General features: G+C 65.5%; 9 protein-coding genes and 1 pseudogene. 4 read left to right on the plus strand and 6 right to left on the minus strand.

The features are described 5' to 3' along the window. Window positions 1-677 precede the first annotated feature (677 nt). Together CJ179_RS37030 and CJ179_RS37035 are read right to left on the minus strand one after the other, a co-directional pair. Window positions 678-1349 carry a hypothetical protein gene (locus CJ179_RS37030; RefSeq protein WP_095864741.1) on the minus strand — a complete coding sequence of 224 codons (672 nt, stop codon included), beginning with the start codon at window positions 1347-1349 and terminating at the stop codon, window positions 678-680. A 470-nt stretch (window positions 1350-1819) separates the two neighbouring features. Continuing rightward, entirely contained in the window at window positions 1820-3073 is a 1254-nt protein-coding gene (locus CJ179_RS37035; RefSeq protein ID WP_095864742.1) for a hypothetical protein, read from the minus strand. A gap of 313 nt (window positions 3074-3386) precedes the next feature. Between CJ179_RS37035 and CJ179_RS53310 the strand changes: the two genes are divergently transcribed. Further along, the gene (locus CJ179_RS53310) at window positions 3387-3899 is read left to right on the plus strand and encodes an FtsX-like permease family protein (RefSeq protein WP_257015968.1); all 513 of its coding nucleotides are present in this window, start codon (window positions 3387-3389) and stop codon (window positions 3897-3899) included. Window positions 3900-4974: 1075 nt separating this feature from the next. Here CJ179_RS53310 and CJ179_RS37045 read toward each other — a convergent pair. Beyond that, window positions 4975-5676: an MspA family porin gene (locus CJ179_RS37045; protein WP_095864743.1), complete on the minus strand. Its 702-nt coding sequence runs from the start codon at window positions 5674-5676 to the stop codon at window positions 4975-4977. 502 nt (window positions 5677-6178) lie between these two features. On the opposite strand from CJ179_RS37045, the pseudogene CJ179_RS37050 reads away from it, so the two are divergent. Then, window positions 6179-7000, plus strand: a pseudogene (locus tag CJ179_RS37050) (polysaccharide deacetylase family protein). 148 nt (window positions 7001-7148) lie between these two features. On the opposite strand, the gene CJ179_RS37055 reads toward CJ179_RS37050, so the two are convergent. After that, window positions 7149-8444 (minus strand): esterase family protein, encoded by a 1296-nt coding sequence (locus CJ179_RS37055; protein ID WP_095864744.1) that lies wholly within the window; start codon window positions 8442-8444, stop codon window positions 7149-7151. Window positions 8445-8819: 375 nt separating this feature from the next. Here CJ179_RS37055 and CJ179_RS51680 point away from each other — a divergent pair, with 375 nt between their 5' ends. After that, on the plus strand, window positions 8820-9137 hold the full coding sequence (locus CJ179_RS51680) for a hypothetical protein (RefSeq protein ID WP_179377794.1): 318 nt from the start codon (window positions 8820-8822) through the stop codon (window positions 9135-9137). Window positions 9138-9644: 507 nt separating this feature from the next. Further along, window positions 9645-10334 carry a rhomboid-like protein gene (locus tag CJ179_RS37065; protein ID WP_095864745.1) on the plus strand — a complete coding sequence of 230 codons (690 nt, stop codon included), beginning with the start codon at window positions 9645-9647 and terminating at the stop codon, window positions 10332-10334. A gap of 120 nt (window positions 10335-10454) precedes the next feature. On the opposite strand, the gene CJ179_RS37070 is transcribed toward CJ179_RS37065, so the two are convergent. Both CJ179_RS37070 and CJ179_RS37075 read right to left on the minus strand, forming a co-directional pair. Next, on the minus strand, window positions 10455-11435 hold the full coding sequence (locus CJ179_RS37070; protein WP_095864746.1) for a VWA domain-containing protein: 981 nt from the start codon (window positions 11433-11435) through the stop codon (window positions 10455-10457). Beyond that, entirely contained in the window at window positions 11432-12181 is a 750-nt protein-coding gene (locus CJ179_RS37075; protein ID WP_257015969.1) for a hypothetical protein, read from the minus strand. The genes CJ179_RS37070 and CJ179_RS37075 overlap by 4 nt, the downstream gene beginning before the upstream one ends. Window positions 12182-12309 lie beyond the last annotated feature (128 nt).

Below are 12309 nucleotides of genomic sequence, written 5' to 3' on the forward strand. Positions count from 1 at the left end.
TCTCGTCGGCCCGACAATTCGAACGCCTGGGCGGGGTCACTGTCCGGCTGCGGGAAGCGGCGGCCGCGCCGCCGGTAGACGTTTTGAGCGTGACTCGGGGTCGTGAGACAAGCGCCTGGCGCGTGTCGGTGCGGGTTATCCGTCACGATGGGGATCGTCGCCTGACACGGATGCCGTACACCCGCAATCGTCGGGATGCAACGCTGAGAAGACGCTGCAGATGGGGCCACGCAATACCCCACCCGCCGCAACCCGAACCGTAATCCAATCTGTGGACCTGAGACCGGTCGGTTCGGTACTTCCGTGCCCGATATCGAGCGGCGAAGGTGGCTTTTGCAAGAACGAGCGGTAGCCAGACGCGACAGTCTGTATCGATCGGCGCGGCTGAGGTCCATGGCTGCTACGGCGAGATTGAACATTGTGGAGGTTCTCTCTGCGCACGTTCCGGGCCCCTGTTCGAGGTCGATCCGGGCTGTGTCGTGATCGTGGGCGGCGTGTGCGCCGAGATAGCCGGCGATGCTTGAGAGGCGCAGGTCTGTGACCGGGTCCTACCGTGCTTCGAGGCCGTTCGGGTAATGCGTTCACCCCGGATAGAGCTGCATCGCCGGTCCTCGGAGTGGGGACCGGCGATGCTTCGGGCAAGAGAATTTTCGCCTGTCGGGAACCGCTTGTGCTGACTACTTCTTGGCGGCCGGCGGCTGGTTCAGCAAGGTCATGAACGGCTGTGCGTTCGCTCCCAGCGCGCCGAGACCGCCGATTGCGGTGCCGGCGAGCGATGCTCCCGCGCCGACGAGCAACGCTCCACCGATGCATCCCGCCACCGGTCCCGCTCCGAAGAGCAGCGCAGCGGGCGCGGAAACGACACCGCCGGCGATCGCGCCGAGGAGGCAACCGCCGACCAAACCGCTCGCGGCGCCGAGGAATCCGCCGACCGCCGCGGTGAGGGTGATGTTGTCCTTGACGTTTGCGACAGCGGCAGGCAGGTCGACCTGCTGGAGCGGGAGGCTGGCCGGGGTAGCGGCGGCCGGGCTGGTGTCGGTGGTGAGGGTTGCGGTGTGTCCGTCGATCTGAGCGGCGACCGGATGGCTGACGCCGTCGACGGCGATCGCCAACGGCACTGAATCGACGAGTGCTCCTGCGGCGTCACGTACTACGAGGTGATTGTTCTCGTTGCTCAGCGAACCGGCTGCGGTATCGACGATGACCTGGTTCCCGTTGCTGGTGACGTTCCATCCGACACCGGGGGCGGGGGCGGGGGCGGGGGCGGGATCGGCGTAGGCGGTGCCGGCCGCGATGCCCATCGACGCGATGGTCATGGCTGCGGCAGCCATCAACTTGGTCATCTTCATGCGTGATTGTTCCTTTTGCTGGGAGGGCGGCGCCGACTGCGGCCGCTTCGAGGATGCACGAGAACCATAGGGATGCAACAAGTCTGTTCTCTAACCGGAAGTGAATGGGATCTGAACAGTGCCCGTCGCGTCTGGGGATGCTCCCTGTTTCTCCCGCGAAGAATGGGACAAATGGGTTATGTTGCGTGGTTTTGTGTGCGGTCGTCGATGTACTCGGGATGGTCGGGCGTCGCGATGCGGTCGGACGGTATCTGGGCGACTCCGGTGGTGTCAGTTTGCCGACAATCCCACCCAAGCGGAGGGTGAGTTCCGGGCCTCGCTCAACACCGTGGTGGTGAATCGAATGGGATGAGTGTGGCAACCGTTCCCTGTGAGCATGCTGAGACCGGCACCGACTACTCACGTGGACGTCGGGGATGGCTTTTCTGTTGTCTGGTGGCGGGGACCATGCCATGGCCGCATCGGCGGTCTCAGGGAAGGTCGGTCAATAGTGCTGTGAGAGTCTGTGTCTCGGTCGCGGTGTCGGGTGTGCTCGCCCGCACTGCTTTGAGGACGTTGTCGATCCGGCCGTCGAGGACGGTCCAGGCGGTGGCGTCCAGGGGGCGTAGGGTCGCCTCGTCGTCGTCCCACGCGGTCTCGAGGTCTTTGATCCGGACCGTCGCGTCGGTCTGGTCACCCGCCTGCACTTTCGTGAGTGTGTCCTCGGCGATGGTGCGGAACTTCGCGACCTCAGTCGGCGGGAAATGTGCTGTCACCTCGTCTGGGGTGAGTGGCGTGGTCACGGGCGCCTCGCCGGTTTCCTCCTCGCTCGCCGTGGTTGCGTGCGGCTGCCCGGCGGCCCAGATGAGCAGGGCGCCGGTGGCGACGCCAACGGCGGCGTAGTACCCGAGCATGAGCCGCTCGCGGGCCGGAGTGGTGGTGACGGTCGGGGCGAAAGTCCGTTCGTGCTCTTCGATGACGTCGCTGCGGGTGAGGGTGAGATACGCGACCGTGGCGAGGATCGCGAGAAGAAACACCACGCTGGTCAGGGCGGTACCCCAACCGAGTCCGTGATCGGTCGACGGGGACGCGAGCCAGTCGCCGAGGTTCGCACCCAGCGGGCGAGTCAGGATGTACGCCAGCCAGAACGACAGGACCGGATTTGCGCCGAGCCGCCAGCCGATCGCGATCAAGGCGATCAAGCCTGCCGGTAGGAGTACCGAGATGCCGGGTCCCCAGCCGGTGAGCTCGAGTATCCAATCACCGATTGCTGTGCCCAGGGCGAAGGTGACCAGTACTGCGAGCCAATAGAACACCTCTCGCGGGGTCGTGACGATGCTGTGGATCGACAGTGTCCGCTCGCGGGCGAACCACACGCCGAACACGACGGCAAGGACCGCCGCGAAGGCGCTGGTGCTCAACGCGAGCGGGACGCCCAGGTCATCGGTGAGGATGTCGGTGTAGAGCGTGCCGGTCACGCTGAGCACGACGACCGTCAGCCAGTAGACGAACGGCACGTACCGGTTCAGCCGCAGTTGCCATCCCAGCACCGCGACAAGGATCACCGTGAAGATGAGCGCGGTGGTGTTCAGGCCGAGACCCAAGGTCATGTTGATCCAGTCGGCGAAGCTCTCACCCACGGTCGTGCACAGGATCTTGATGATCCAGAACCACACCGTGATCTCGGGGACCTTGCTCAGCATCACGCGCCGGGTTTTGCTGGCAGAGCTCGTCGTCTCGGTCACAACCCTGACCGTAGGGGGATCTTGCTGAAGGCACGCTGAGAGGCGGTGACGTCGACAGGACGAAAGCGAGACGAGCACCTGTTCCAGACCGTCGCCGCCCCGGCCTCCGCGCAGCCGGAGGCACCCCCGGACAATGTGCTGCTGCTGCCTGTCGGGGAGTTCGACGCCCTCTTCGCCGCCGGGCAGCGGGACGATCCGGCGGTGGTGCGTGCGCAGGTACACGTCGGCCGGGACCGGTACCTGCCCCCGGATCCGGCCGCCGCCTACGCCGCCGACACCGGCACCGCCCGCAACCTCGAGGCAACCCTCGCCGGTGCCGCACTGGTGGGACAACCTCGGCGCCACCCTCGACGCGGCCCGCCAGGACGCCCTGTATTCACAGGTGCTGTTTCTGTTCCTGGGTCTACCCGGTGTCGCGTTGTCCGCGGTCCTTGCCACGGTGATCACCGCCGGCGGCGCGGCACGCCGTCGCTACGAGTTGGGGTTGCTGCGAGCCCGCGGTGCCGGCGGCGGGCAACTCACGGCTGTGGCCGGGACCGAGGCGATGGCGGTGGGGCTGATCGGCGGTGTGGTCGGCGCCGGGGCCGGAGTCGTCGTCGACCACGTGGTGTTGGGGTCGCCGGTGTCCCTGTCGTGGTTGCTCTCGGCCGCAGCGGCGGGTGTGGTGCTGACGGCGGTCACCGTTCTCACTCCCGCACTGCGTGATCTGCGGTTCTCGACGGCCTACTACACCACCCGACGCGGAGCCGTAGATTTCTCCACCACAGGACCGCAGCCTGTTCTGGTGCCGAATTTTCGAGTGCGCCAAAGAATGATTTCCGACTGACGGGGGCGCCGACGAGGTCCGCGTCGCTGGCGCCCAAGTAAGTCGGTGCTGGGATCCGGATTCTCCACCACGCCCGGGGAGTTGGTGTACTGCGCCACAGACCAGGTGAGGGTGTGAAGGGCCCCCGCCACCACGTCTAAGGGGCAGTGAGCGGGGGCCGACGTGTGCCGCCGTATCGGTTGCAGCGAACTGCAGCACAGCCTGAATCCTACGTACCCACGATGGGCGAAAAGTGACGGATTCTCGTCTTCTCAGACACGTCTCAGCTCTCAACATTCTCTCAGCGGGACTACGGCATACTCCGCGCAAAAACGCGGACCACCAGTACGGAGTGCAAATGAAATCCCTTCTATCGCGAACCCTTTGTGTCATTTCGGGGCACCGTCTATGCCGCGAACGAGCCGCCGACGTTCCCCACTCCGGGACACGGCCGGTGCCTGACTCCCCATGCCACTCGACCCGCCCGCGCAATGTCCTCACCGGGCCGGCGTGACGCTCCGACCATTGCGGTCTCGCCGCGGGTGTCGTGAAGTGACACACCGAGGCTCTGCCGATACTCGGTGGCGTACGGCCTGTCTAGCTGTGCGGTACCGACCTCCGTCCCAACCAGCGTGCAGGCGGATACGCTGCCGCGCCTAGCCCCACAACGGGCAAACCAGACTTCTCTCAGTGATTTCTCAGCACCCGCGTCGTACTATGGCGCGGGATCACCCTGCCCGCACGATCGTGATCGCGGAGTCAGTAGAAACACGAAAGGGCAAGCGCTGCATCGGTGTAGGTTGACGAGCAACCGACCAACCGGTCGGACAAACCTGTTAACGGAGACATCGATGATCAATGTGCTGATGGTGTTGCTTCTCTTATTCGCGGCAGTCGGTGGAACGGCTGTCGTTCAACGCCGCTTCGACAACCGGTGAAATCGACGCTCACACTGGCGACTCGACCCTGTCCGCGGTTACTTCACTCCCCGCTCGGACCGCCCGCACAATAACTGGCCGACGCGACTTCCGCCGCGTCGGCCAGCTGTTGTCGTTCTCGTGTCGTCGCAGGACCACTGGTCGCTGGACGACGAAGGCTAATTGAGCTTCTGCGGCATGCCGTACGTCGTGACGGTATCACCGCTGGAGGTCACGGCGGTGGCGTACGGCCGGATGGTGACCGCACCGAGCGCACCGGAGATGGAACCATGTACTCCCTGCATTCGCACCGACGCCGCCGGACCGTCGAACGACTGGTTCTCCAGCAGCGGGACGGTGGTGATGCCGCCCGGTGCCAGGTCGATGTCGAGTTCCTGCGATGGGATGATGTCACCGGCGAGTCCGACGTTGCTGCCCGCGTGCAGATCCAACGTGGGCGCCGGGACGAGTCCCAGGTCGATCCCGTTGCTCGAACCGATGACAAACCCCAACCCGGGCGAATTGAGCACAATGGTCGCGCCGCTCAGGGCGATCGGGTAACCGATCTGGTAGCCGACGGTGAGCTTGGTGCCCTTGAACTCTGCCGCGTTCGGGCCGGTGATGTTGACCCCGGCATAACCGTTGTGGAAGAACTCGACACTGGTGGGAACGCCGTCCAACGGCGGGACCACCTGATACGACGTGTCGCCCTGCAGGACTTCGATCCGATTGCCCCGCGCGTCGACGACGGAGCTGGAATTGTCCACGCCGGCCGAGGCGGTGCCGTTGCCCAAGACTATGGCGAGCACGGCAATTCCTGCGACTGCGACTGCGCGAGTGAATGATCTGTATCCAGAGCGAGATGTGCTGATGTCCGTCATGCCGGCCCCATTCAGAGTGCTTCGAAACAGAGATGAAGAAGTATGCGAAGCGTAACCACAGGGGGCGCATCAAATCTCAGTATTGATAAGAAGTTCACGACCTAGTTTTCGGCGTCCGATCGGTGGCACGGCGAGGCCTTCTGGCGCCCCATAATGATGCTGGGCAACGGGATTCGGTCCTATCGGAACAGGGTGCGCATGTCCTGTGGACATGCGGGTCCGGCTCACGTCGGCCCGGCGCGCGGCGGAGGACAGGATGGCTGTGTGCGTGTCCTACGTGAGCTGAGGAAGCCTAACTTTTCCAGGCTGAAAGAACGCTGAGAACGCATCTCAGCTTCATGCGTGATCCGATGGGATTCAACTCGTGCTGCGGTCCGCCGCAACCGATACGGAGGCACGTCGGCCCCCGCCTCTGCCACTCCCCAGGCATGGTGGCGGACCGCGAAACTCCCCCCGTGGAGTCCTCGTCGCACACCATCGACGTTCATCGCACACCCCTACAATTCGGCCCGCGGATCGACGCCAATTCCTCACTCTCGCCGCGGCCACCCTCGCCCGCGCAGCGGCCGGGTGCAGCATCAGCACCGCCGAAACCCCGGGCACCGCCGTGCCCGACCCCCCGATCCGGGCATTCCTCCGACGCCGGCAGCATCCCCGCCACCGGCGGTACTCCCCCCACCGCCGCCAGCGTCCCGCATCCAGTTTGCCAGCGGACGCGCCTTGACAGCGTTGCCCGGCAACGGCGACCTCCTCGCGCTCACCGTCGACGACGGTGTGAACAGCGACGTCGTCCGGCTCTACACCCAGTTCGCGAAGGACACCGGGGTCCGTCTCACCTACTTCGTCAACCGCCAGTACGACTCGTGGACCGACAACGCCACTCTCCTGCGACCACTGGTCGACAGTGGTCAGATACAACTGGGCAACCACACCTGGCCCCATCCCGACCTGACGACCGTGTCGAAGAGTCGGATCGCCGACGAACTCACCAAGAACCACAAATTCCTGAAAACGACGTACGGCGTCGACGCCGCACCCTACTTCCGGCCGCCCTACGGAAAACGCAATGCCGCCGTCGACTCGGTGGCCGCCGACCTCGGCTACACCGTCCCGACCCCTGTGGTACGGCTCGCTGTCGGATTCCTCGCTGATCACCGAGGACTACATCGTGCAGATGGCCAACCAGTACTTCACCCCGCAGGCAATCGTCATCGGCCACCTCAACTACCTGCCGGTCACCCACGCCTACCCGCAACTCGTCGAGATCATCCGGAACCGGAACCTCCGCACCGTCACCCTCAACGATGTGTTCGTCAAACCCTGAAGTGACGTGGCCATTACGCGGACCCGTGCCGGATCCCGACACCGCGGAAGAAACTGATCTACCCTCACCGGGGCGGCACCAACCCACCGGCACCTGCGCGTTGCAGTCCTGTTCCGAGGTGCGCGCCCGGCGTCCGATGCGGAGACGGTCAGGACGTAAGCCCCAGCCGAGTGGCCAGCCAGTCCATCTCGGTGGCGAGTGCGGCGGACCACACGGCGAAGTCATGGCCGCCGCGAACCTCCGTGTAGGACACGTCCATCCCCGCCTGCCGGGCGGCGTCACAGGCTCTGCGGATCGCCGGTTTGAGTTCGTCGTCGTGACTACCGACGACGAAGACACCGGCCGACCCGGGATAGCGATGTTCGGCAAGCAGATCGAGGGGATTGACCCGATCGAACGCACCCTGGTTGCCACCGAACGCGGCGACCAGGGTGCGTTGATGATCACCGAGGGTCGGCTCCGGGTCCCCGGAGAGGTCCAGGAACGTCGGATACGTCTGAGGGTAATTGGTGGCCATCTGCAGCGCGCAGGTTCCGCCCAAGGACAAGCCGCCGATCGCCCACCCGCCGGGATCGGAGTCGACCTGAAGATGAGCCTCGGTCCAGGCGGGCACGTCTTCGGCGAGGTAGGTTGCGGCATGGCCGAGTGGCGAATCGACGCAAAGCGGGTTGCCCCAGGTCGACCCGGTCGCGTCGGCGACCACCACGACGGGTCCGAGCCCGCCGTGGTCGCGGGCGAAGTTGTCCATGATGGTGCCCAGCCTGCCTCCGGTGAGCCAGTCCTTCGGTTGGCCGGGTTGACCGGCCAGCAAGACGAGAACCGGTAACTGCGGTCGCGGATCGGTGAAATAGGCCGGAGGAAGATAGATTTCGGCGCGCCGGGCGTGGAACCCGGAACGGTCCCCGGGGATGCTCACCGAGGTCACCTTGCCCGACCGTGGCATGTCGGCCGGCGCCGCCCAAGCGGATTCGAGGGGTCGGCCCACGATCGGTGTCGGTGTCGGCGGGGGAACCGCCTGGAAGTCGATGCGAGTTACATGCTCGAACCCCATGGCTGCGCCGACCGTGGGATAGGCAGCGAAGAACAGGTTGATCTGTACGGCGCAGGCCACGACCACGGCGAGGGCGGCAACCACCGACACCGCGGCCGCCCACACACGGCGGGGGACGGCGAGGATCCGGGGGACCAGCAACGTCACCGCCCACAGGGCGAGAACCGTCCACAGGTAGACGGTGAGGGGTATCGGGTCGGGAAGTGGACGCCACACTCGCTCCACCCAGAACCAGAGGCAACCGGTCAGTACTCCCGCCGCGGCGGCGCACAGCGGTATCGCCCGGCGCCGAAACCATCCCGCCCGCCCGGTCAGTAACCACACCCCGCCCGCCGCACCCGTGGCAGCGACCACGAGTGGAACCGGCCCCGACAGCAACGACAGATCGGTCAACGTGTGCCCCTGCGGAAGTCCTAAAATCTCGCTACCACCGTTCTACCCGTTGCCACCGATCCACCGCCCCGGCCCGCACGCGGCTCGAGCACGACGGGCCCGCCCTGACGGTCGACCTGTGGAGTTCCTGAGAGTTCGGATCCGTCGTTGACGGCGCGGCCTACGATGAAGATGGACCGAGCCTCGATCTGCCCCCGAACCGCCGCAGTGGATCCCGGGTATCCACGTGACGGTCACGAATATGCCAAGGACGACATCGGTCGAGAGGTGCCTTATCCGTCGGCTTCATGGCCGTACCGAATATAGGGACTGACCATCATGAACGCGAGTACAACGACCACGAGGGGTTCGCGGCACGTCCTCGCAACGATCGTGGTGACCGTCTCGCTCGCCGCGCTGGGCGCGGGAGCGGCGTCCGCTGACGCGACGATGACCGCAGTCGGCGGAGCGGGCAATGTCACCGTGACCGCCAAGGGCGACAACACCGGGCGAGAGTGCGATGTCGGCGTGCTGGATCAATCGAAAAGGACGATCGCTTCGAAAGTCGTCAGTCTGGCGCCGAATAGGACTCAGACTGTGAAGCTCACCGGCATCCCTGCAGGGAGCTATTACACCGTCGTCATGCGGTGCGGCGGCCAGAATCAGACTGGGGTCGAAGGCGTCGCAGTCCGCCCTGCACCCGATCCGCATTGAACCGAGATACCGTCAGCGAGGATTGGGGGTTCATAGATGTCTTCGCGGCGAGTGGGTCGACCAAGAGCGGATCGGGCGATATTGATCGGTTGATTGTTGAATAAGCCTCAATCGACCGTATCGGGAGCAACAAGTCCGAGGCGACGCGCGCAGCCGCGAACGTATCGACGTGAGAGAAGCTGCACCGTCCGAGGAGCGCCGCCCTTGTCCGACCCCAGCCAGGCTCACCGAAACGCTGACGGACCACCTGCAAATCGAGAATCGCATACCGTTGTGCACGTGGATTATCGGATCCGTAGTCGCCGTGCCGATTCTGTGGCGGTATCCAACCGGGTTGGTCGAGGTGGGATAGCGCACTGTTCGCGCTGCTGATGCCGGAGTTGGTGATCGACCGGGAGGACACCCGAGGTGGGGCCGATGCGTCGGAGGCGTCTGCCGCATCGGCCGGCACACAGAGCTATCACTCCGGTTCAGCGCCCCGAGGGCGATCCGGTGCACACTGAGTCGATGGACGTCGCCATCTCCTCACGCCTTCGATCCTTTCCGCGGGCAGCGTGGACGTATGTTCGGCGGGCACCCGGGACGTACATCTGGCTGGCGATACTGCTGGTGACATCGGTGGTGATGAGGAACCTGCCGCCGGATGTCCTCGCCCGGGTGTTGGGCGATCGATCGACCAACTTGCATCATCTTGCCGAGGATCCCGTTCGGGTATTGATCTCGAGTGCCTTCTGGCTCGCCGGCGGCGGATGGATCACCTACTTCATTTCGTTCAACGTCTTTCACGTCCCGGCGGAGCGCTGGCTGGGGACGTTTCGGTGGTTGTGGGTGGTGGTGATCGCGCACGTCGGCGCGACATACATCAGTGAGGGGGCGCTGTACTGGGCAATTCGCCATGGCCACGCCCCCGCGTCGGCGGTGGACACGCTCGATATCGGTGTCAGTTACGGACTGGCCGGAGTGATCGCGGTGCTGACCTACCGCATTGCCCCGCCGTGGCGTTACCCCTATGTCGCAGCAGTGCTGGTGTTCTTCGCCGTCCCGCTTCTCGTAGATCTGAACTTCACGGCGATCGGGCACTTCACCGCGGCACTTCTCGGTCTGGGGTGTTATCCGCTGGTTCGCTCGCGCAGGGGCAGCACGTGGTCCCCGGTGGAGGCGGTCCGCCGTGTACGGAGAATGAGGGCGGTCTCCTGAATCCGGATGGATCGCCGCGCGCCGCGCGCCCGAGTGGATTGCCGTTTCGACGCTGGAGTGTCCTGGTATCCGGTCGCCGACCATGGTGCCGTGGGCGGGTGCTCGCAGCGGTCCGCGTGTTCAGGGTAGGCGTTGGTTGAGAACGAGTGCGGTGCCGGCTGCCACCGCGATCAGGATGGATCCGAGGATCAGCCATGGACGGCTGGCGTCGGCGAGGTGGGTTTCGTAGCCGATCTGCTGTTGCAAATTCTGGTAGCTGGCTTGGAGCTCGTCCGCGCTGGTCGCGGTGAAGAACGAGCCGCCGGACAACTCCGCGATCCGCCGCAGAGACTCGTCATCGACGGGGACGGGGATGTGGCTTCCGTTGAGGTCGATCGCACCGGCAGTGGTGCCGAAAGAAATGGTGGAGATGGGGACGTTGTGCTCCTTCGCCAGGCGGGCTGCGGTGAACGCGCCGCGCGGATCGTTCAGGTCGGCGGGCACGGTCTGCTTGCCGTCGGATTCGAGGACGATCCGGGCTGGCGGTGGTGTGCTGCCTCCGCCGAGTACGCCGGCGAGGGTGTCGATCGCCTGCAGGGCAGTGAAGATCGCTTCCCCGGTCGCGGTCCGTTCGGCGAGTTGCAAATGGTCGAGGGCGTTGTCGGTTGCGGTGTGGTCGGTGATCGGAGAGACCAGCATCGACGCCGTCCCCGCGAACGCCTCCAGTCCGAGGTTGATGCCGGGGGTGAGGTTGTCCGCGAACGTTTTTGCGCCGGCCTGGGCCGCGGCCAGCCGCGACGGTGGTACGTCTGTTGCGCGCATCGACAGTGACACGTCGATTGCGAGGATCACCGTGGCACGGTTGCGCGGAACTCTGGTCTGCGCCAACGGTCCGGCCATGGCGACGGTCAGCAGCAGCAGTCCCACCAGTAGCAAAGCTGGTGGGACGTGCCGCGACCAACTGGGCCGGGTCGGTGCGACGGTTTCGAGTAGTTCCAGATTGGTGAACCGCAGAGTGTGTTTGCGCCGCAGGCGTAGTACCCACAGGTAGCCGATCGACAGCGCGGCCACCGCGGCGGCGAACATCAACCACCCCGGTGCCGCGAGACCGGAGAACCTCATGAGCCGGCACGAACCCAGCCTCTGAAGCCGCTTCGAGGGTGCTGATGTGGCATCTGTGCGGCGAACGCCGTCAGCACGGCATGCCCCACGGTCAGACAGATCGCCGCGACAAGCACTCCCGCCACCACCTCGGTCAGGGGTGTTCCGACATACAGGTATGCGCCGGCGAGAGACACGACCGCGATCACCACGGCTGCGGCCAGAAGCGTCCGGAAGGTGCGGCTGCGGCCGATACCGGCGATCACCGCCGCCATACCCAGCACCGTGGCGGTCGTGCTGAAGTTCGCCGGCAACGCGTTCCCGGTGTCGAGGGCGGCGGCCGAGAATACGGCGCCCATCACTGCACCCAGCATGATCGAGGCCACCGGCACCGGCCAACGGCGCCGGATCAGCACTATCTCGGCCACCGCGGCCGCGGCGATCGCGCCCGCGGGGGCGATCGCCGCGATGCCCAGGGTGGCAAGGTGATCGAGTCCTGCTCTGTGGTGTGCCGTCAGCACGGAGGTGATGGAGCGGTCGGCGCCGGTGAGCCACCCGCCGTCGCGGATGTGAACGCAGACAATGCCCAACGCCAGGGCCAACGCCGCGGTGCGCAGCCCGCTCGCCTGCCCGGACCCGGTGACGACCATACCGGCGACGAACACCGCAAGCGCGATCCCGAGGACCGTCAGAGCGATCTCCATCGTCGCGGTCTCGGTCACGACCTCGGTGACCATCTCCCCAACAAGGGGCAGAGTGCCGGACACCCTTCCAGTCTGGTGCGCGGGTGCTGTGGAAACGCTGAGAGCGGGTAGCGCAGACGGACCTTCTGTGTTCTGCTCTGGTGTCGTCGGGGGAGCGTGGGCACCCTCGCTCCCTCGGCTCGACGAATGTA

Origin of the sequence: Rhodococcus sp. ACS1, from assembly GCF_002300155.1 — a bacterium.
Taxonomy (GTDB): domain Bacteria; phylum Actinomycetota; class Actinomycetes; order Mycobacteriales; family Mycobacteriaceae; genus Rhodococcus_F; species Rhodococcus_F koreensis.